The sequence below is a fragment of the Bradyrhizobium sp. B025 genome, assembly GCF_042257955.1.
Lineage (GTDB): Bacteria > Pseudomonadota > Alphaproteobacteria > Rhizobiales > Xanthobacteraceae > Bradyrhizobium > Bradyrhizobium diazoefficiens.
The window spans coordinates 1437952-1459640 of sequence record NZ_CP170150.1 but is presented as its reverse complement, the minus strand read 5'-3'; the positions used below and the strand labels follow the sequence as shown (position 1 = coordinate 1459640).

The 21689-nt window shown below is 57.8% G+C and carries 18 protein-coding genes; 12 read left to right on the top strand and 6 right to left on the bottom strand.

What is annotated here, in order from left to right; all coding sequences use genetic code 11:
• Positions 1 to 8 precede the first annotated feature (8 nt).
• The 4 genes from nodS to ACE10W_RS06785 are packed head-to-tail and all read right to left on the bottom strand — an operon-like array spanning position 9 to position 3325.
• Complete coding sequence (gene nodS, locus ACE10W_RS06800; protein WP_014497813.1) at positions 9 to 638, bottom strand: nodulation methyltransferase NodS; 630 nt, start codon at positions 636 to 638, stop codon at positions 9 to 11.
• Positions 565 to 2022: a chitooligosaccharide synthase NodC gene (gene nodC / locus ACE10W_RS06795; protein ID WP_011084824.1), complete on the bottom strand. Its 1458-nt coding sequence runs from the start codon at positions 2020 to 2022 to the stop codon at positions 565 to 567. The genes nodS and nodC overlap by 74 nt, the downstream gene beginning before the upstream one ends.
• Before the next feature lie 14 nt (positions 2023 to 2036).
• Positions 2037 to 2696: a chitooligosaccharide deacetylase NodB gene (nodB, locus tag ACE10W_RS06790; RefSeq protein WP_011084823.1), complete on the bottom strand. Its 660-nt coding sequence runs from the start codon at positions 2694 to 2696 to the stop codon at positions 2037 to 2039.
• Complete coding sequence (locus tag ACE10W_RS06785) at positions 2693 to 3325, bottom strand: NodA family N-acyltransferase (protein ID WP_011084822.1); 633 nt, start codon at positions 3323 to 3325, stop codon at positions 2693 to 2695. The genes nodB and ACE10W_RS06785 overlap by 4 nt, the downstream gene beginning before the upstream one ends.
• Positions 3326 to 4118: 793 nt before the next feature.
• On the opposite strand from ACE10W_RS06785, the gene nodD1 reads away from it, so the two are divergent.
• From nodD1 to ACE10W_RS06740, 9 genes are all read left to right on the top strand, one after another.
• Complete coding sequence (nodD1, locus tag ACE10W_RS06780) at positions 4119 to 5063, top strand: transcriptional regulator NodD1 (protein WP_018646994.1); 945 nt, start codon at positions 4119 to 4121, stop codon at positions 5061 to 5063.
• A gap of 633 nt (positions 5064 to 5696) precedes the next feature.
• Positions 5697 to 6689, top strand: a complete 993-nt coding sequence (gene nodD2 / locus ACE10W_RS06775; protein ID WP_011084818.1) for a transcriptional regulator NodD2 — start codon at positions 5697 to 5699, stop codon at positions 6687 to 6689.
• Between the two features lie 586 nt (positions 6690 to 7275).
• Positions 7276 to 7485, top strand: a complete 210-nt coding sequence (locus tag ACE10W_RS06770; RefSeq protein WP_014497819.1) for a hypothetical protein — start codon at positions 7276 to 7278, stop codon at positions 7483 to 7485.
• Between the two features lie 122 nt (positions 7486 to 7607).
• Positions 7608 to 8321 (top strand): MerR family transcriptional regulator, encoded by a 714-nt coding sequence (locus ACE10W_RS06765; RefSeq protein WP_026312621.1) that lies wholly within the window; start codon positions 7608 to 7610, stop codon positions 8319 to 8321.
• Positions 8322 to 8745: 424 nt separating this feature from the next.
• A complete protein-coding gene (locus ACE10W_RS06760) occupies positions 8746 to 9036 on the top strand; it encodes an ABC transporter substrate-binding protein (protein WP_028154217.1) in 291 nt (96 codons plus the stop codon).
• A gap of 344 nt (positions 9037 to 9380) precedes the next feature.
• Entirely contained in the window at positions 9381 to 9737 is a 357-nt protein-coding gene (locus ACE10W_RS06755; RefSeq protein WP_231166580.1) for a hypothetical protein, read from the top strand.
• A 1478-nt stretch (positions 9738 to 11215) separates the two neighbouring features.
• A complete protein-coding gene (locus tag ACE10W_RS06750; RefSeq protein ID WP_014497821.1) occupies positions 11216 to 11578 on the top strand; it encodes a hypothetical protein in 363 nt (120 codons plus the stop codon).
• A 963-nt stretch (positions 11579 to 12541) separates the two neighbouring features.
• Positions 12542 to 12787, top strand: coding sequence for a hypothetical protein (locus ACE10W_RS06745; protein ID WP_011084811.1), 246 nt, complete (start codon positions 12542 to 12544; stop codon positions 12785 to 12787).
• An 822-nt stretch (positions 12788 to 13609) separates the two neighbouring features.
• Positions 13610 to 14335: an outer membrane protein gene (locus tag ACE10W_RS06740; RefSeq protein WP_014497822.1), complete on the top strand. Its 726-nt coding sequence runs from the start codon at positions 13610 to 13612 to the stop codon at positions 14333 to 14335.
• A gap of 347 nt (positions 14336 to 14682) precedes the next feature.
• Here the strand turns inward: ACE10W_RS06740 and ACE10W_RS06735 are convergent, their stop codons facing one another.
• Positions 14683 to 14802 carry a LuxR C-terminal-related transcriptional regulator gene (locus ACE10W_RS06735; protein WP_018646991.1) on the bottom strand — a complete coding sequence of 40 codons (120 nt, stop codon included), beginning with the start codon at positions 14800 to 14802 and terminating at the stop codon, positions 14683 to 14685.
• 1263 nt (positions 14803 to 16065) lie between these two features.
• On the opposite strand from ACE10W_RS06735, the gene ACE10W_RS06730 reads away from it, so the two are divergent.
• Both ACE10W_RS06730 and hemN read left to right on the top strand, forming a co-directional pair.
• Positions 16066 to 16782 (top strand): sulfite exporter TauE/SafE family protein, encoded by a 717-nt coding sequence (locus tag ACE10W_RS06730; protein ID WP_011084806.1) that lies wholly within the window; start codon positions 16066 to 16068, stop codon positions 16780 to 16782.
• Positions 16783 to 18424: 1642 nt separating this feature from the next.
• Entirely contained in the window at positions 18425 to 19762 is a 1338-nt protein-coding gene (gene hemN / locus ACE10W_RS06725) for an oxygen-independent coproporphyrinogen III oxidase (protein WP_018648293.1), read from the top strand.
• Between the two features lie 408 nt (positions 19763 to 20170).
• Here hemN and ACE10W_RS06720 read toward each other — a convergent pair whose 3' ends face one another.
• Positions 20171 to 20689 carry a hypothetical protein gene (locus ACE10W_RS06720; RefSeq protein WP_011084803.1) on the bottom strand — a complete coding sequence of 173 codons (519 nt, stop codon included), beginning with the start codon at positions 20687 to 20689 and terminating at the stop codon, positions 20171 to 20173.
• Between the two features lie 414 nt (positions 20690 to 21103).
• On the opposite strand from ACE10W_RS06720, the gene ACE10W_RS06715 reads away from it, so the two are divergent.
• The gene (locus ACE10W_RS06715; protein ID WP_161966254.1) at positions 21104 to 21460 is read left to right on the top strand and encodes a hypothetical protein; all 357 of its coding nucleotides are present in this window, start codon (positions 21104 to 21106) and stop codon (positions 21458 to 21460) included.
• Positions 21461 to 21689 lie beyond the last annotated feature (229 nt).

Here is a 21689-nt window from a genome sequence, read left to right as displayed (position 1 = left end):
CTCCTGGCCTAATGACCGGCGTTTGATTGTGCCGACGCGCCGCCCGGCTTCAGAAACCGGACGATCAAGCAGTCTTCGCTCGCCGACCCGGTGCAGCAGTGCCGGCGCTCGATCTCTGATAGGCTCTCATTGAAGAGAGCGATCACCGTCTCAGCACCGGCAGCATGCCCCCAGCGTTGACATATTTCATCACGCGCAGACCCGAAAATGAGAGTCTCATCTGGCGCAAGCATACTCACCAGGTTGCGGATAGCCGCATGCATCTCGACGACGTCCCTGAGGTAGTAAAGAACCTCAGCCACGACAATCAAATCGAATTGCTCAGTGGTCGAGAACCGCTGAATGTCGCAGGTCACCCAACTAATATGTGACCATTTCCCGGTCCGCAGTCGCGTTCGCTCGATTGCCTGCGGCATGACATCCACGACCGTAAGTCGCTCGCATAGCGGCGCCAGCATCTCCGTGAATGCACCGGCTGCACATCCTACTTCGAGCGCAGACGCCGCATCTCCGTCGCGGCGCGACATCCGGAGCATTTGCGCGTATCGCTGCTGCTCGAACGCACTAGTGTCGAGGCGCCACGGGTCGTCGACAGCCAACTCTCGCTCTAATAACTGATGGTTTTCGTCCTGAGTCATCAGCCGACCACTTATTTGTAGACAGTCGAACGATCGCGACCGGAAACACTCTCCGTCGCCGCCAGGCTCGATGGAGGCTGCGATAACGCCGCCTTACGAATAGGAGCAGGCGCCCCCCTACACCAGCAGGACTTCGTCCGGCATTCGGGTGCAGGATGACAGGCTGTTTCCCCTCTTCCGTCGGCATATCGGTGACTTTCCGAGATAGCCAATCGCTATTGCTCAATGTACAAAGCGCATAGGCCTTCAAAGGCAGTAAGAGACAGATATTGATCGGCGTGTGGAGCGAGAAGCCGATAAACCGCAGCTCGCGGGCACGAAGCGCTGCCACACAGCACCGGACCGTAGTCATTGCAGCAATCGTCAATCCCGTCCACCAGGGTATAGAGCCATCGATCAGGAGCTGTGCGAGCGCAGCAAGTGATGAAATGGCGAGGAGCAATGGGCCGAGATTTTGCCCGATAACGTCTAGCGTCAAATAACCATCGAGCTCTGGCAGCAGGCGCCAAGCAAGAAACGTATCTCGAAAGGTACTTCGCGCCCAGCGGAGTTGCTGTCGTAGATATGGCCGAAGACTGTGCGGGACGACTGTGGCTGCTATGGCGTCCGGAACGTATTCGGTTCGAAACCCCGCCTTGAGCATGAGTATCGTTAGGTGGCGGTCCTCGCCGAAATCGCTCGGCTTCCCACGAAAGAATTGGGCTTCATATTGATCAAGAAGCAAGGCGAGCGCGGAACGCCGATACATGGCACATGGGCCGCAGCAACACATGACGGCACCGAAGCGCGCCTGTGCCGCGCGCTCTTCGTTGCACGCGAGCCAATATTCCATGTCGATCAGCCTGGTCAGCCAGGTCTGGTTGCGATTGCTCGCGATCAGCTGACCCATGGCCGCACCGATTCCCGGGTCATGCATCTTCAATACAAGCTTCGTGACGACGTCGGCAGCAAGTATCGTATCGGAATCGACGTTGAGAACCAGATCACCGGATGAGCTGCGTATCGCTGCGATCTGCGCCTTGCGCTTTCCCACATTGTTCGCCAACAAGATAAAACTGAATCTCGGATCGCTCGCATATATCCGGTGTACAGGCGCGACAACGTCGCGGTTTGCCGATCCGTCATCGACCACATATACCTGCATCTTTCCGGCGTAGTCTTGACTGGCAATCGACTCCAGACATTCGGCGAGTGTGTTCGGATTCTCGTTGAAGCACGGCACGATCACGTCCACAGCAGGAACGACCACCTCGGCTTGTCCAAGGTTGTCCAGCGATGAGTTGATCGCCGGCTGAGCATAAAGCGCTTGCACGCTCTTATAGATCGTCGATAGGAGCGCATAAGATGAAACGGCGGCAGCACTGGTCGTCGCGAGCAGGTCCATGGGGTGTCGTTTTTTCAGTGGAGTTGAGGGAGTGGACGGATTACAAACCCGCGCCGTTGTAGTGCTGGAATGAGATATGCCAGCGCCGTCCTGGTCTGATCGCGCAGCGTAGAGCCACTGGGCAATCCCTCCTCATCGGGAGGATATCCGTCGTGCAGGAGCACAATTGCACCCGGGCGTACGTTCGCCAGTACGGAATTCACAATTGCATCAACCCCGGGGCGGGACCAATCTCTAGGGTCGACCGACCAGTGCAGAGCCGTGAGACCAGCGCTCGCCGCCACTGCGAGCACATCTCGCGTCCATATGCCGTAAGGCGCTCGCATATGCCTGGGCGAGGCCAGCGGGCACGCCAGACGGATGGCTTCGCTCGCCGTCAGCACCTCGTCGTGTAGCTCCGTAGGTCCGCATCTGGATAGATCAGGATGGGTCATCGTATGGTTCGCAACCTCATGCCCTTCCGCAATCATTCGTCGGATGAGTTCAGGATGCTCCGTCGCGTACGTCCCGATGACGAAGAATGTCGCGGGGACCCGATGTTGCGCCAGGACATCGAGCACCTCTGGCGTACAAAATGGATTTGGCCCATCGTCAAAGGTCAAATGGACAGCTCGACTTCCGCCCGCGTCAGCGTAGTCGCAGCGGACAGTAGATAGGGTGGAACGCTCTGTCACAACTCAGGCCCGTTACGATCGATGACAGTCCCGGCCGGCCATTCGCTTATCGAGCGTCCGACCGGAAACACCACGACGATCACGTCTTCGATGCGCGTCGGCGATAAATTTGGATAGACATCCGGCAAGGTGGAGCGGACGCGAATGCCACGCATCAGGGTGGCGAGCCCCTGCCTTTCGACCAGTCGGGTCAAATGTTTTTCGAGGGCCGAGCGAACCGCGCCAAATCCGAATGGAACGCCGAGCTCCTGGAGTGCGGGATACATCACGCGCATTGCGTGGCCTATCCCGTGCCCCTCGAGATCGGGGCGCACCGCATACAACCCCAGTTCGGCCACAGGGAGATCGACTTCACCAACTTTGATGAAGCGGCGCAGTAGCCCGATGTGAGCCGCTACCCCGCGCGCGTCGTAACCAATTACGCGGAGCTCGGGTCTTGCTCCAGCCCAACTTCGGCTCCGCTCAAACGGCTGCGCATTGAACGCACCCGTCGGTCCGTAACTCTTGCGGAAGAACTCCGCGAGCTCGGCATGATCGGCGAGCTGCAGTTCACTTTCCCAACGAAGGCTCCACTGCACTTGAGCGCGCCCAGAAGATCCTTCCGCAGTCGGGGAGACGGCAATGTTCATGGCGAGCTTCCTTGCGCCGGTGGAATGAAGAGCGGGGATGGTCACGTCAATTCGCTATTCGCCGAACCGCCGATGAATGCTGAGATGCGCCGCCATGCTCTGTCGGAGCTCGGCACTGCTCGCCTACTCCGCGCCGCTGGCCTTTGCGCGACGGAGCGATCGCTTGATTGCACCCTCGTGCGGTTGATGCCGCGCTCACGATAACTCGGAAGCTGCCGACGAGGCGGTTGGGCTAGCCAGAACCTGTCTGCACCAGCGAGCTTTTGTGCCTGCAGTCGCATCGCCCTCCGGCGCTTTGACGTCTGAGGGCCGGCCATCGGCGCGCAAGCCTCATCGATGGCGCATCGGAGCGGCATCAGATCACACTGGCTTTTATACATCTTCGACACGCCCCACATGCACTGGACAGGCGAGCCATTTGGAACGGCGCCTGGAATTCTTGGCATCCGCAACCTGCGTCTGCCTCTATTCTTCGACACTAGAATGAGGCTGAACGCGCCCTCAATTGTACGCGGGTAAACCTGAAATATGGAAACGGATGATATCCGCATACCAACGTTTATCGGGACGCGCTTGGCGTTCGAACGGCCACGCTTAAGGAGAAACAACAACGCGCGCCCATGGTGCGCTCCCACGTCTGGGAGCTCTTCTCTTAGCTCACGTGAACGACCGGAAACCATCGTGGCGCGTCTAATTGCTTTTTCCAAACTTCAGTTTGCTATCCAACCTCCCCCAGTTTGGTAAAATCGATTGTTTCGATAGAACACATCCACACGATGGATAGACTCATCACATGCGGTTCAAGGGACTTGATCTAAATCTTCTCGTTGCGCTCGACGCCGTGATGACGGCGCGCAACCTCACAGCGGCGGCTCGCAAAATCAATCTGAGCCAGCCTGCTATGAGCGCTGCGATCGCACGGCTGCGCACCTATTTCCGCGATGAACTCTTTACTATGAGAGGTCGCGAACTCGTCCCGACACCTGGCGCGGAAGCGCTTGCAGGTCCGGTTCGCGAGGCTCTGCTGCACATCCAACTCTCAATCATATCGCGGGACGCGCTCGACCCTGCTCAATCGAGCCGACGCTTCAGGGTCATTCTCTCAGATTTCATGACGATCGTTTTTTTCCGCAGAATTGTGGACCGCATGGCGCAAGAAGCCCCCGCGGTGCGCTTCGAACTGCTGCCATTTTCTGATGAACCGGATGAGCTGCTGCGGCGGGGCGAGGTCGACTTTCTCATTCTGCCGGAACTTTTCATGTCGAGCGCGCACCCTAAGGCGACGCTGTTCGACGAGAGCCTCGTATGCGTCGGATGCCGCGCGAACAAGCAGCTATCCCGGCAGCTTACGTTCGAACAATACATCTCGATGGGGCACGTTACTGCCAAGTTCGGACGCGCACTGAGACCGAACCTCGAAGAATGGTTTTTGCTTGAGCACGGCCTGAGGAGACGAATTGAGGTCGTCGTGCAGGGCTTTAGCCTGATTCCGCCCCTGTTGCTAGACACGAGCCGTATCGGCACGATGCCCTTACGACTGGCCAGGCACTTCGAAAAGCGGATGCCGTTGCGGATCATCCAACCGCCCCTCCCCCTGCCCACATTCACAGAGGCCCTGCAGTGGCCCTCATTCCACAATACCGACCCCGCGAGCATCTGGATGCGTCGGATATTGCTCGAGGAAGCATCCAACATGGCATCTGGGGACCAGGAGCCTCCAACTCGCAGGCGCTGTTAGGCTTACCTTAAGCTGCGCTCTGAACATCCCCGGCACACTGTAGAACCTTCGACGTGCCCCGTTTTCTTTCGTCTCTCCAGGGTATGGAGGTGAGAAGGAGCCACAGACGCGCAATGCGACGATCGGTCGCGAAGCCTTTTCCAGTTGTGCGCGTGGTGACCTCGAAGGTGCGGTTTGATGCGCTCACGACGCATTCAGGCTACGTCCGGCAACCATCGCAGAAGAATATGCCTGCCGTGCAAATGTTTGGCTCTATCACTAAAATGTCTTGAACCGCACATTGCGTCAGGTTGTAGGTTGCTCTCGTGACAAGCGCTGCACGACCCAGCTGTCGACACCGCGCTTTGGCACGCTGACGAACACTGGGCTGATCTGCCATCAGCGGACTGAACGACCCTGCTGCGTGGCCGGCCGGAACCGGCAAGACCAATTAGCTTGGAGCTCCCGACGCTTTCCCGCCGCTGCCGATCGGCTTTCCGCCTGCTCTCCATTGTTGCGGTCATCTCGCAAGCTTCCTTTCCCGGGCGCAGGAATGAGCCGATGTCCATTGGGGCGGGCCAAGACGATTGCTCCAGGCGCTGGCGCCACCGCACGCTATTGCGCAGCAACGACGTTTGTGCCGGATAGGAAGAGATGCGTTTCAAAGGTCTGGATCTAAATCTTCTGGTCGCGCTGGATGCTCTAATAACTGAGCGCAACCTCTCGTCAGCCGCACGCAAGATCAATCTTAGTCAGCCGGCAATGAGCGCAGCCGTTGCCCGGCTGCGCAAGCATTTCCGTGATGAACTGTTTGGAATGAGGGGGCGCGAACTTGTCTTGAGCTCACGCGCGGAAGGGCTCGCGGCTCCTGTGCGCGAGGCTCTGATGCACATTGAACTCTCGATTATGGCCCGACATCCGTTCGACCCAGCTCGATTGAACCGCCGATTCAGGATCGTCCTTTCTGACTTCGTAACAGTTGTGCTCTTCCGAAATGTCGTAGCACGCGTCACGCGAGAAGCCCCCGCCGTCAGCTTCGAATTGGCTGCGCCGACCGATGAACACGAGCTGCTCCTCCGCCGCGGTGAAGTCGATTTTGTTATCCGGCCAGATTTTTTCATGTCCAGCACGCACCCCAGAGCGGCCCTATTCGAGGAGCGACTCGTCTGCGTAGGCTGCTGCACCAATAGGGAATTACAACCCCGGCTTACATTCGATCGATATATGTCGATGGGTCACGTTGCAGTTAAGCACGGAGGTGCGCCCCGGACGCCAGTTGAGCATTCCTTTTTGACTGATCTCGGACCCACGCGGCGCATCGACATCCTCGTGCAGAGCTTCAGCATGATCCCGCCTCTCATAGTTGGGACGAACCGCATAGGCACGATGCCATTAGGGCTCGTGAGGCATTTCCAAAGAACGATGCCCCTTCGGATCGTTGAGCTTCCGCATCCATTCCCCGCCTTCACCGAGGCGGTCCAATGGCCCTCACTTCACAACAGCGACCCGGGAAGTCTGTGGATGAGGGACATTTTGTTTCAGGAGGCCACCCGCATGGCAACTACACAAGAGCTCCGTGTGACCAGCAGCCCGGAAGACGCGGAGCCCCCGGGACATTTCGTGCGATCCGTCTCACCGTTGCCGTAAGCACATTCGCGAAGTCTACGAACCTCACATTCCAACACTTGTCTCAACACACAATTCCTGCTCGCCTGGCTTGCTCTTATTGCCGGGGGAAAGGATCCTTGCGGCAGGCAAGAGGCGCTTTCGCTCTTCGCACCTCCGCCTCGGGGGCGAGAAACGGCAGACTGCCGACTTGATGCTTTTAGGGACGGGAACGGAACGGGGCCGGCGAGCGACGGAGCAATGCCTTCGCACTGAAGCTAGGCGTTTACGTTGCAACGGCCGCGGCAGGGCGCAGCTCTCTCAAGAAGGTAGGCCAGGCACGGAGCTCTTGCCGTCAACTCCCTGGGTCGGTAGTTGCTCCCGATGAACGGAGATGATCAGCTTATTCGGATTCCTACCACCGTTCATTGTGAGCATAGAGATCGTCGGACTTGCCGTGCCGTCGAAGCTAGCATCGCGAACGCGTGTGGCCTGAACGCATCACACAGCAGCACATCACATCCTCATCGCTTTGCGCCGCAGGTATGACTTCTTTTGGCCCTACCGCAGCCAAACGTCTTGACGACGTGCGCTGCGCTTGACTCAATTTCAAACAAGGAGCTGAACGTTGAAGCTTTGCAGCGGGGTGTTCGATCCAGAAGAGCTATCTGCCCTCGGACGGCTTTATGACGGCGCCGTCGACGCGCTACCTCCGTCGATGCGGAGTCCAGAAAACTGCGCAGCAATCGCCAAACTTATCCTGGAGCGTACGGCGGCTGGCGAGGCTGAACTGGCACGCCTGGCGAACTTGTTGATCACCCTTTCTCCTGAGGGTTGATCAGCCGCCATTCTAAGGATAGTCACCACTCGCGCGCATGAATTAAAGGCGATTCAACTGGAGCTTAGAAATCCGCTTGAATCATACGTGACGTCAGGTTGTAGGCTTTGAAATTGAACAACATGAACAGAGCTACACCAAGACGGCGTCGATGGCGCATTGGCGAACTTGCAGAGGCGACCGGAGTAACGGTGCGCACGCTGCACCATTATGAGCACACTGGACTGCTAGCAGCGACAGAGCGCACTGAGGGCGGTCACCGGATGTATGACCGCGAAAGCGGGCAACGGGTTCATCAGATTCGCGCGCTGCGTGAGCTTGGCTTCTCGCTCGTGGAGATCCGTAAAGCTATGGAGGGGACGACCTCACTCACGGACTTGCTGCGCAAACATCTAGAGCGCATAGAAGTCCAAGTCGCGCGCACAACTCTGTTGCGCGACCGTTTGCGCAACATGACCATCGACAGCGAGGCGCAGGTAAGTGTGGATGAGCTGCCTGCCACCCTGAACGCCATGTCGCGCGCCGAGACGCGGAGTCAGACGTCCCGGTGCACCTGCAATTTAGCTGCGGAGCGAGAGGACCGCTGGCGGCGAATCCGTGATGATCTTCGCGACTGCATGGATGGGGGCGAGCACCCTTGCGGAGAGCGCGCAAAGGCTGTCGCGGTTGCAGCACGCTTGCTGATCAGCGAAATCGCCGGCGACGATTCACGTGTTTCGATGATCCTGAAGGTACTTGCACGATTAAGCGCGCCCCGCAGTCTGGCTGGTTGGGATCCCTGTCTAATGCAATATCTCGATCTTGCCCTTGGCGGATTGGAGGATCAGCCTTACTGACGCATTCATGGCGGGTTCCACACGCCGGTTAGGGCAAGCTAAGAAACGCTAGGTGAACCGGCCGCTCTCCGACGCGGCTTGGAGTTTTACGGAATCAAACGGAAGGATTGTCACCGCCGGTCGATCCGCGTCCCTGACGCCTCCATCGCTCTTCCCAAAAGGGCTTGATCCGCACGTAACGTCAAGTTGTAGATCTTACCGTAGTTGGCGGCTCGCCCGGCCAACGCAGGTTTGCCCAGCAAGCAACGCCTGTCTACAGGCGTGGTTGACTACAACCAGTTGCGGTTCACTTCAGGTGAGCATTGGAAGCTCTACAATGGTAAATAAGCGGCATGCCTCTCTTGCGCCTGCGGCGCTTCTCTTCTGCGCTCTCGTCGCTCCGTCTGCGCGCGGCTCTGAAATAAAGATCGCCGTGGCTGGCCCAATGACCGGAAGCAGCGCTGCATTCGGCGCGCAAATGCGCGATGGTGCGGCTGCGGCGGTCGAGGTCCTGAACGCCTCAGGCCAGCTTCCCGATAATGCCAAAACTATATTGAGCGTCGCTGACGACGCCTGCGACCCTAGGCAAGCTGTCGCAGTCGCGAATAAGCTCACGACAGAGCGGATCCTGTTGGTGGTTGGCCATTTTTGTTCCTCTTCGTCGATCCCGGCCTCCGACATCTACGCGAAGCTGGCATCGTCCAGGTGTTACCAGGCTCGTCAACTCCTCAACTAACAGAGCACGGCCTTGAGACTGTCTTTCGGATCTGCGGCCCGACGACCAACAGGGAGCCGTTGCCGCCGAGTACATTCACACGAATTATCGCCTCGAGAAAATCGCGGTGCTGGACGACAAGAGGACTGCTGGCAGGGGGATTGTCGACGTGGTTGAAGCCCGGCTTCATCGATTGGGACGGCAGGTGAGCCGGCAAAGCTATGTTGCCGGTGAAAGGGGCTTCAGAGCCTTGCTCTCAAGAATGGAGAAGGACCGGCTGCGCGTCGCCTATATCGGCGGCTACCACACCGAAGTCGGATTGTTGGTACGCCCAGGCAGCAGAAGCAAAAGCAGACCTCACGGTCATGGCGAACGATCCGCTGATGACCTCCGAATTCTGGGCCATTACCGGCAGCGCTGGGAATGGCACATTGTTTACCTTCATGCCCAACCCCGCTGGGAACGCCAATGCTGCCAGTGCGGTCGCCGGACTCAAAGCTTCCGGGCTGCCCGGTGAAGGCTACACACTATACGCTTGTGCCGCTGTGCAAGCCTGGGCAGAGGCGGTGAACCGGAGCGGCTCCTTCAATGCTGACCGGGTCGCCAGCGCGCTTCGTTCCCGACCGATCGACCGGTTCGACAAAAGGAGGGACAACTCGGCTTCTGGATTTTTGGTTTATCGCTGGCGCGACGGTCATGTCGAGCGTGTCAAGAAGTACTGATTTTCATGCAACGCAGCATTCCCCACGCGAAGTATCTCGAATGATGAGACGCCCTCAGAACGTTGTCGCAGCAATGCTCGCTAGCGCTTTTATATTCGCTGCTTTTGCAGCGTTTTTCGCGCTCGCTGCGGCGCTCGCAGAGCTACCGAGCGCCGCCCTGCCGAAGGTGCTACGCCCGATGATAGACAAATAGCAGCCCCCTTGTCTGATCCCGTCTGCAGCACTGGCCTCGGAGGCGGCCATTTACCGTTCTGCTAGGTTTGAAGGCATGCCCCTTATGCAGCCAGTGATCGAAGGTTGAGGACTAGGAAAGCGAAGCTAACGATTCTTTATGGACAAGCACGGATTTTGTTGGAGGCGTTCGCCTTCTGTCAGATTCGTGCCCGACCAGCATCTACGCATTCTCTAGCCTGGATTATATCGCGCAATCTCAGATCCACGAATGGAAGAGACAGCGGGACGGCACGAAGCAATCAGGCCCACTACCTAGACTATAGCCGAGTATACGGGTAGCGAGAGCTGGTGGATAGCCGGCGCCGGGATGCATGTCTCTCTTGGCCGCGGGGGCACCAAGGTTTTGGCGTCCAAGTCAACGCTACTCGTTCCGCTACTTCGTGCGCTCTCAAGCATGGCGGGTCATCAGCGGCTCAGCCGCCTGCCCGGGCATTCCCTATGCTTCCTAGCCCGGATAGCAGGAGAACCAATCAACCGGCTCCGATGAAGGCGGTGAGATTGCTCGCCTGCGCTATCAACGAACTGGATGCATCCCATCAACACTTTCTATTTTACTAATTGAAGCCAAACACCGCATAAGTCGATCGCCGGCTTACGGAAGGCAGTGTTCACGAATGTCGCGTGATAATGGATCACTTGGTCGCAGAGCAAATCACGTGCTTCTTGGCTGCTTCGAGCAATGTTTGACGGCAAGACACGTGGGGGCACGAATGCAGTGCGGTGACCAGTCGCAGTTGGCGCGCAATCTACACGACGTTGCCTGCCCCTTTGGGCATGATACTTGATTGCTCTAAGAAGACAGCTATCACGCACACTCGGCGATGGTAAATGCCTCCGCAGCGTAGAACTCGGGCAGGTGAGTTGGCCTTCGCAGGGGTGCGGGCTGGACCTTTCGCTCTGACCAGGCGGGTCGCCTCAACAGTCCGGCGCTGTTGCCGCGGCTCCAAGCAGAGCAGTACAATCAGCTGTGTGGCCCCGAACAGAGTCACCGCTGTTGCCGAACGCACTGGGCGGCTCGAGAATCCATTCAAATCCCGCGCCATCGGCAACGCTTTTCGTTTTTCCCTAGACGCTCATTGCACTTTTGCAATCCTTTCGCGGCACATATGTGCCCCCTCTTCCAGGGGACCGGAAGCGCCTCCTGTGCAGCAGTCATTTGTCCAGCGAAGCGTCCGCCGTTTGGCGAACGGGAAACGATACCTCTACTCCGCCTGTCTTGCATTTCACCACTTTGGAGAAATACCGTGGAACTTGACCCTTCCAATTCACGCATACAAAACCTCGAGGATCGCGTCGACCTGCAACTCGACATCGTGGCTGGGCTCATGCGCGAAGAAGGCAACGAGCTGGAAGCGATCCGATTACTTAATGCCCTCATAGGCCAAATGATCACCGCGGAACTGGAGCTCGGCCAGCTTGGCGATACAAGAACCGGCCACGGACGAATGCGATTGTCGCAAGACCGTGGCGTTTACCACCCCGAGGACCTTCAGATTCTGGGACGCCTTTTTGATCAGACTGTGGCGGCATTACCGGCCGCGCTGCGGACTTCCGCCAATCGATTGACGATCGCCAAGCTCATTCTTTCACGTGCGGCAGCGGACTGAGATTTCATTTGCGCTTTTTGGAGATTGATGGCGTTGAGCGGACGTTTATGGCTGGGCTGACAGTTACACTTAGGCCGCACACACCAGGGATCGACATTTGCTGTTTATGGGCTCACCGTCCGTAAGCGCGCCGCTTCCGCTGGCCTTTCATATGGCAACAGTTCGCCACCACTTTCGAAATCAGGCTTGCTCTATCTCACGCCGCCGGCGACGCATTCGATCTAGCTGGGCCTTGCTGTCCCTCGACGCCTTTCACGAGCTGCAAGTATCCAAAGCTCGGAAGCGCGCCGCCGATCCCACGCTGCGCCGGCTTTCCTACGCAACTCCGTATTGAACCCACACCGACGGCGCCCGGCCCTTCTTTGCCAAACGACTAAGAATCCGCCGTGGGGAAAGTGCAATTGCCCTTGCATCTCGTTCCCTCTCTTAGGCGCCTGACCGGTAACAAACACCACGGCCGGAGCAGAAAGCCACGCGCAGGTGAATATCACACGGCAATAGGCGTCGAGACTTGTCGCAAAGCAGACAAGTCTCATCCGGAACAGGCTACATCACCCCAAATCCGACGTCACAAGCGCCATTGCGGTTTGAACGCTTCTTGAGAGTGGGAAAAGAGTAGGCGGCCTTTTTCATCATGCTGGGCTTTAACCGCAACCCGTGGGGGCCGATCTTCCGAATGAAGGAAAAGCCACAATTTGGTGACCGACCAAGAGGCCCACGACGGCAATGAAGGGCACGACAACTCGTACTCGCTTCACTCTTTTCAGAATTTCTTCGAATTGCGCGGGCATTACGGCGTTCGGTCATCGCAACTTCAACAAGCATCTATATCCTCTCCTGAAGTCCCGGGAGTAGCGTGGAAGAGGTTGAAGAGCAGATGTCTTTCGTGCTGAGACACGCAACACAATCCGGTTGCTTTTGAGAAGGTACTTCCTTGTATCAGGATGTCGAGGAGCGTTAGAGATGGATCAGATCTTTTCCGAGCAGGTGCAGGTGCCAGATGCCGTTGTGAGCGTCGCATTTGACAAGGCTTGGAGCTTTGTCGAGAAGGATCCGCTGCTGGCACATAATCTGAAGGCCGTCCTTCATAGCCGATTGCGCACTTACCTCGAGTGCTCGATAAGAAACGGCGAACGGAATGCTTTGAATCTGGCCAACGAGGCGATACGCAACTTGCGGGCTGAACTGGCACCGTCGACCGGGCAATGACTCGCTTGTGCCTATTGCGGCGAGAGCATCCGGCGCCGTTAAGGCATTTAGGGCGCCTCATACGGTGGAAAATTCGGGCCAGTGCGTGGTCGAGCAGACTTTTCTCTAATCATGTGCGGCCCCGCTGAAACGAGAGCGCTCGAGAAAGCTGTTGCCTCTGCAGCTCCTCTGGCGGCCGAGACCAGGAAGCTGAACACCAGGCCCAGACGGCGGCGAGACGGGGCGGCCGCGCTGGTATTCGCTCGCGCCAGGAAACCGACCACGGTGACCTTGAGCTCGGCACGATCTTGCGCAACTTCAAGCAAGAGCACTGTCTAGCACGCAGTGGGCTTCCCGACCCATCAATCAAGGTCGAAGTTGACGGACCATCGAGCTAGACTTGTGGTCGTTCCAGAGCCAAAGCGATCGAGCCTGCAATCGATCGGCATCGCGTTGCTCGCGATTGCAAGCGATAGCACGTCCGTGTTGCCGGAAGAATGACCTTAAGCGCCTGAGGCGTGCCATCGATCCAGTACTGTAAGTGCGGCTGGGCGTTGCCGCAGCTTAGCGACGGAAGGAGCCGAACACCTTTTGGCTTTGCTCCGCGTCGCAGGTGATCATGAACGATCATTTTCAAAGAGGATGATCCGCGCGAGGCGACCACTGCCGAGCCACAGCGTCTCGGTAGAAGCAAAGCAGCGGAAACCGCGAGCTCCGCAATCTGACGCCGCGGGCGATTGGGCACGTTTCTTTCCAAGACATGTTGTGCGCCAGTTACAGCAATTCGCGTTCATGTTGTTAAACGGCACGGTGCCTGGGGCACCTAAAGGAAACAACACGCGAATGAAAAAGATTCTTATTCTGACTGCATGCATCGGCGCACTCTGTGCGGCCGCCCCCTCATTCGGCACGGATCTGGCCGGGCAGCCCGTCAAGGTCAAGGCGGCACCGCTGCCGGTCGCGGCCCCGATTATCGATTGGTCCGGCTACTATATGGGCGCAAACGGTGGCTGGGGAACGAGCCACAATTGCTGGGATTTCAATGGCATCACTTCCGAGGGCTGCCATAATTCGACTGGCGGTACCGTTGGCGGCCAGATCGGCTATCGTTGGCAAATCTTCAACATGGTGTACGGCCTCGAAGGCCAGGGCAACTGGGCCGACTTCCGCGGCTCCAATGTCAGCACCGCCTTCCCGACAGACACCGTTGGCACCACGACAGATGCATTCGGCCTACTCACGGGCCATATCGGATACGCGTTCAATGCTGTGCTCCTTTATGGCAAGGGCGGTGCTGCGGTGACCAGCAACACCTATTACGTCAACTCGGTGGCAACCGGCACCGAGCTTGGCAAAAACAATGATGTGCGTTGGGGTGGCGTGCTGGGCGCCGGTGCCGAAGTCAGCCTCACGCCGAACTGGTCAGCGGGCGTCGAGTATAACCACTTGTTCATGCAGCGCAGCAACATAAGCTTCCCAGCGGCCCTTGGCGCGGATCGCGCGCACCAGGACGTCGATCTCATCACGGCACGGCTCAACTACAAGTTTGGCTGGCCGTTCGCCAGATAAAGATCTCCACGCGTTTGGATGAATCGGGACCCCGGCCCGCGGTCGGGGTTCTTTCCTCAGCTGTTCCTCTCCCTAGACCCCTGTCCGACGTCCCGAGCAAGCGGTGCGGGCTCATCTGAGCAAAGAATCACCCGCTGGTGGAGAGAGCCATGCTCCGACCAGTGAGCATTAGATCGGCCGATTCCACATCTTACCGACCTTACGAAGCCCCAGAACCTCACCCAGCGCGAGATGCAGACTTGCCCAAAGGAGGGTTATATCTGCGAGTTCACCGAAAGCACCGTGCTCAACTTGCCAGAAGCTGGAAGCCAAAGATGTGACAGTTGGCGGTCGTTCCTCAATTGAATTCAAAGAACATCGAGGCGAATAGCTATCGCGACTGCTTGAATCCGGCTGGTCGCACCCAGCTTTCCCATCGTATTCTTGACATGAAAATTGACTGCATTCTCGCTGATTTCCAGGATCATCCCAATTTCCCATAACGATTTTCCTTCTCTGACGCCATTGGCCGCATTCGTTGCTCTGCCGGCGACTGCGCCAGGATGATCGCATCGTCAAACAACCGAATAGCGTCATCATCCTTGCTCCGAGGCGATCGACAAAGTGCTCGCTGATGGCGAGCTGGCGAACTCGGAGATCATCGCCTGTCGTCCGTGCGGATCGACTCCATGCGAACACAAGGATGCTCCATCTTACTCATGCCGGCAGTGATAGAAGGGCCGAGGGCCCCGGGACTGTGCTGGCGACAAGAACCGAGCGCACGCACGGCTAGATGCTTGGGTCGGTTTAGCTTGCATGGCGAGAAACCGCAGTCGCGTCCGAACGGTGCTTCGCTTTGTCTCTCGGGCGAGCACGAGGAGATCTTGGGCTCTGAACTACACGTAAGGTAGAGCACGCACCTTTCAGTGCGAGACTCGATCTGCGTCTTGTCAGTACCAATTCCCTGCTTTGAGATGAAGACAACAGAAGTGTCATCTTTTTTCCCAATCTTGCGAATCATCCATCGCTAACCTGTCGCTGATTCTCGGCGTGTGACAGCGTCGGTGACGCGATCGATGAGCTGAACGGAAGATCCGATGCAGACGCCATACTCCCCGCATCGTTGTCCGGCATTTCATCGGGCCCGTCCGGCAGGCCCGGTACAAACGAACCGAACGGACAGAAATGGGCCACGTCAAAAACGCAACAAGCGATAGGCGCAGTCGCGAAACCTGTTTGATGCGGAAGACACTTTGCATGCGCATTCCAGAAGGAGAGGCCCCCGGATCGGACTAGCAAGTGCCATACCAACTGTTGATTTCGCCAAAATCAATCGTCGCAAAAGGACTTCGAATGCGGACGGTTGGTTGCGAGGTAGGTGCCTCGAAGCATTCATGACATGGGGAGGGAAGGCGACAGTACCATTGCGAGCTGCGGCACGGGGTAAGCTACAGCAACAAATGCAGCTCACCTCGGCAGCTCACCTCGGCCGCCCCCTCGAGTGCCGTCCTCTCAGGGCCTCAAACGCCCCCTATTGGGGCCCAGTCAACTACCAACCTCGGCAATTGATGGGAGGGTCCACACATGGCACTCGCTAAGGAACTTGAACTGACTACACCTCCGGCCGCACGATTCCGGCGAACCGCTTAGATCCGCCCCGAGCGGAAATACAATTAGGCCGCACCAGATGCACGAATCATGATGGGCTTGCTAATAAAACGGGCGAAGATCGTCGCCAAGATATGTGAAGCATGACTTCCCTGCTCTTCGCGATCATCTCCCTGCTATATGCGAGCGTTGGCCAGGCTGGCGGGACTGCATTCCTCTCGCTAATGGCTTTTTTTGGTATGTCATCGACAGAGACGCGCCCCACGGCGCTTGGTCTCAACATTGTCGTCGCGGCTTATTCTACTTGGCTGTTCAACCGCAACAAGGTCGTTGACTGGACAATCCTGCGCCCTCTTCTCTTTTCGTCAATGCCAGCGTCGCTTGCCGGTGGCTTGATTGTGCTCGAGGAGCACATGTACAAAACACTAACCGGACTCGTTCTTCTTCTGGCGAGCGCAGTGATGATCATGCAGCGGGGACGAGCTGTCGATCGCGTCGGCGAAATTCCGCTCCGGGAAAGCGTGAGCATTGGCGCGGTCCTTGGCCTCGTTTCTGGCCTGACTGGGGTGGGCGGCGGTGTGTTCCTCGCCCCGACGCTCATCGCACTGAATTGGGCATCACCGAGGCAGACCGTCGCGCTATCACCCCCTTTTATCCTGGCCAATTCCACAGTCGGCTTCGTCGGAGCTCTTTTCACCGGGCAATTTCCCTCTCCGGATTTGGCTCTATACGCTATCTTCACGCTGGCGGGGGCGGTCGCTGGAGCAGTAATCGGCCTGAAATGGTTGAGCCAGACAGCCATCAGATTCATACTGGCGGCCGTTCTGCTCGTTGCCGGCATTCAATTGGTTCGCGCTTAAAGTGGAAACGCGCATCTTTCATGCGGGCGATCCCAGCGCGGTCAGATCGAAGTACAAGGTTTCTGCGAGCCGCGGCTCAAGCCTGGTCCGAGCGCCTTGCCCAACACTGAAAGCCGCCAACACGATCGCGAAAAGCCGTAGGGTCGAGCGAGGGTGAGGCGGATCCGAGCGCGCTCCGCATCGTCCTGAGGCGGACGGTCAGTACTAGATCGCATCCGATTCGCGCTTCCAATCGACCTGCAGGATCAACGTCGGGCAGGCCGGGCGAGCAAACGAGGCGTACGCCGATCTCGGCTATGGCCTGGCGCGACGCTTCAATCAAGCGTGCCGGACGAAGAGCACCTGATCGATGGCGATCCGGCAAGCTCTCACTACCCTGAGGACCGCGCCAGGGTGCGCATTCGACTTGGTTAGGAGCGATAGGGCGATGAACTCTCAATATAGTATTTCTGCAAGGCCGCGCAATCTCCTTTCTCGCGCGCGTGTGGGCTGCGTCCTCATGGAGAATATTACGAAGATGATGTCCACGCTCGATTGGTTTTCGAAACAGACACTTTATCGATCCAGTGTGAATGGACTGGAACGCCAGGATGCGAATCCCATTTTCTGTAATCATGAGGCACAACCTTACACCCCGGCTCCTGCATACATGGCCTCCAGCTCGCAGCGTAGGAATGTTTTGTGACGGGATGATCGACGCCTCACCAGGCGACTTATGTGGAACCGAATCTGGAGGTCCATCGCATTGATGCGACGCCAATGAAGACTCGCTGCATAGATATGCGATCTGGCCGATCAACAGCTGCAACGGCGTTATCAGAAACAAAACGCCTCAACCGATGAAGCAGAATAGAAAGTACAGCAAATCGTTCCGAGCTCGCGTTTGCCATCAGCACGACGTCCAACTCGTTGTGAGTTAGTGACATGTATTTGGATCTGAACGAGACGCCGGCGAACCAAGGCGTCCCGACGCACTTTGCCGGGGGCGTGAAGTGCGCCGGGGCCACCCCAACATCATCAGTACATCCGTGATGATGCTTGCGGCAATGAGACAAGCAGCGTGGCGGAATTGAGGCTCATTGATTTTATGCTGGAAACCAAAAAAGTTTTTCGTGAGCTGCTACAAAAGACTTGAATCGCACGCAGCGTCACGTGCTGCAATCGCACATCGCACATCGCGCTCTGCTCTAGCAAGTCACTTATCTCCGTGACGCTCCGGCCTTGAACGGGAGGCATCCGTCGATTGCGGAGCAACCACGTCGGCCTTTCCTCGGAAGTCCAGCAACAAGCTCAGCTGCCCTGCTGAGGTTTTAAGATCCCTGTTTCCGTCGCAAAAAGGCAGCACGCCAGGGGGAATGCGGAAACGACGCTGCCCGATGAGCGATTGATACTGCGCACGGCTAGTCGCGGTACACCGCGCTAATTCGAGCGTCCTCGTAGAAATTCATATGCCACCATAAACGTCCGAATAATTGCGGACGAGCGGCGCTCACTTCCAGGCATGAACCCCAACGCTGCGTTTGGCCGTGACGTCGAGAGCAGGCCAGATCTCAGGAACCGTTAGACGCGTTTGACATAACGCAAAGACATAACAGTGGGCATCGGTCAGCTTTATGCCGCTCGACCATGAGAAAGTTAGGCTTTGCAGACGTCTCTCCTGAACAAGTATTGCGACGCTCGCCTGCCTTGGTACACCATATACCCGACCGTGCCGGATTTCTCCGCGACCGTCGGTGCCAAGACTTGTGAGACATGGTTGAGGCGGCTGCCGCCCGACGATCCCGTGTCGCTATACATCCAGGTTCCGTTCTGTCGTGCTATCTGTTGGTATTGCGGCTTCCCTACAAGCCTCACTCGCAGCGAGCGACCGATCCGCAAGTACTTGGCGACGCTGCATGCCGAGATACGTTTGGTCGCAGAGCAAGCGCCTCGCGCGCTGCCGGTAAGCGACGTGCATTTCGGCGGCGGGACGCCGACTACTATTGCACCGGCCGATTTTCTCGCCTTGATGGCACTCCTGCGACGCTGCTTCGCGTTCAGCAAATCAGCTACCATCGCCATAGAAATCGACCCACGTGCGTTCACGGCCGAGATGGTTGAAACATTACAAGTGGCCGGCGTCAATCGCGCGAGCATCGGCGTGCAAAGCTTCGACGGGGTGGTTCAGAGGTCGGTCAACCGCGTCCAGAGCGAGGTGCAGACGGCGTCTGTCGTCGAAAGCCTTCGCCAGCATGGGATAAGCCGCATCAATTTCGACCTCCTCTTCGGACTGCCGCATCAGACGGTGCGATCTTGCGTGGACTCTACACGGACGGCTCTGGCCATGCGGCCAGACCGGCTTGCAGTTTTCGGCTATGCTCACGTCCCCTCCTATATGAAACGTCAGCGCCAGATCGATGAGACGGCGCTGCCGGATAATCTCGCCCGCGCCGAGCAAGCCGCGGCTATCGCAGATACGCTGGTCTCGGCTGGCTACCGCCAGATCGGGCTCGACCATTTCGCCCTGCCCAACGACGAGCTCGCGCTGGCGCAGAAAGCCGGTCAGCTTCGCCGCAACTCCCTGGGCTATTCGGCTGATACCTGCAAAACCGTGATCGGCTTAGGTCCGTCAGCCATCGGCCGTCTGCGTGAGGGTTACGTTCAGAACGAGAGCGCAACCGCTTCCTATCACCAACACATTCAGGCTGGTCGTCCGGCAACCTCAAAAGGCTACTGCCTCTCCCCCGAAGATCGCCTCCGCGCCGCAATTATCGAGCGTCTGATGTGCGATTTGCAGGCCGACGTACCAGCGATCTGTGCTGCTCACGGATTTGATCCAATTCCTCTTCTCAATTCGGCCGACCGGCTGGGAATGCTCGCCGAAGACGGGATAGTGGACATTGAAGAGGGATTCATTCGGGTCAAGCAGGAACACAGGTTTCTCGTTCGTGCTGTTGCTGCCGCATTCGACACCTATCTCGACCGTATCCCTATTAACTAAGCCGCGCATGTGAGCAGATCTCAAACATTTAAGCTCTTCGCGACGGAATGATCTGAAGAGGCACCTCCGGCAGACAGGCCAGATTTCGAGGATGCAGCGGCGGTGTCATGACAACGATCTTTCAGATATGGCCTCAAACCGGGAGGGCTGACTAAAGGGAAGCTGATTTGAAGGAGAAGCGCAGCGGATTCCGCCGTTCAGGGCCACGGCTCGATCATGCCGAAAGGGCTCTGCCCCACCTCCCCTTGACTGCTCTTGATGATGGTGACGGCCTCAGCGACGTGCCGCTGGAGACGCCGGCGCCCGCACCAGCTTCGGGAAATTTACGGCTGGAGGCAGCTTTGCGAAGCTACGGTCCACCTCCTCGAGCACAGTTGGACACTCGACGACGCCTGCAGCGTCCCAGACTCAAGGCTCGGCTGTCTTCGGTCCGGCGATCACTGGCGCGCCTCCGACGGAAACAGGTCCCTGTGGTTTGGACCGCCCGAAGCGTTTCCTGGCGGCGCTCGAAACAGCCCGGGCTGGCGACAAAGGAGGCTCGGAAGCAGCAGAAGGGACAGGTGTTGAACTCTGCAGCGCATCGATCCGCGAAGTCAGTATGGTGATCTGATCCAGGACCCCTTTGAGGACATCCCGCTGGGCATCGATCCGGCGGTTGAGTTCTGCGATCTCATCACCATTTTTCTGCTGTGCCCACTTTATCTCGGACAAGGATGCCCTGTCCTCCGGTGGCAGGCTCATCGTTGAAGCGACTTCGCTGCTTTCCGGCGTCTCGACAGGCTCTTCAAGGTTAGCCCAAAGCCAGGCGCTAGCAGCACACGAGCCGACGAGGATAAGCGGGAGCACCAAAACCGGGAGAATCCGTCTTGACGGCCCGTGCAAGAGCGGCCGCAAGTCTGAAGCGGCCGCTTGATCAATCAAGTCCATTGTCCCTCGCTCAAGATCTCGTTCCAGCAGGCTTATTTTGTCGACGCGATAGCTCGCGATGCTCCCGCGTTCCAGGAGCTGCCAGCGTCGACAATAATCAATCTATGGTGAGCTTCCCGATCGGCTGCGCCTACTCCTATGAAACGCTCCTTCTTGAGCAACGCGACAATTTGCGCGCGTTCTCAATGATAGCGCCACCAGCGAGCAATGGTTCTCGTCGTAGTCGGCGATGGCGCAGCATTCTCTCATCATTCAGAAGAACCTTGCAGATTTTTTACCGTGCCCCGGCACGAATGCAAACCGTCCACTGATTCCTGCAAGTGTTCGATGGAGCCCCGCCTCACGCATTGCCCAGACCAGCAACCTCGTCTGGGACGCGCCACGTAAGCGCCACGGCTGATCGGCCGAGCCGCAATGGCGCGATTGGACCGGCAAACATTGCACCTGATCAACTACCAGTTCCGGCAGGTTGTTCGAGATGACGGGCACGTGGCAAGCGTAACCAACGAACGCCGCGCACATCAAGGTTTTGGATGCAAGACAGGTTTTGCCGCGCCGACGGCAGAAAGCAACTGCTCGCCGATATCCGCCAAAGCTGCTCGATGGCTGATTCCTCCGGTCCCCTGGGCTATCACGTTGGATGTTGTGGTGTGGTTGCCGCGCGCGCAAATCCAAAAGCTCTTCGGCCTTCAAGCCCGCCGATCGTCTCGTGTTTCGGTGACAACGATACCAATGAAACGCTTCGTGAAGCCAAGCCTCTTGCACGGCTAGCCTTGCTTTCGGGTGGCTGCCGTTTGGTCCAGAAAGCCGCCTTCGATGCAGATGCGCACCACCGCCAGACTCGCCTGACGCACAGTGAGCAAGGTGGACATTCGCAACGCTTTGGCGGCCAGGACAGAACGCTCCGCGCGCTCGTGAGCATTTGCCGAGCCAGCGCTCTCCGCTGGCTCTGGGCGCACCGGCGTCACGCACAACCAAAGTTTCGGACCAGATCATCCTC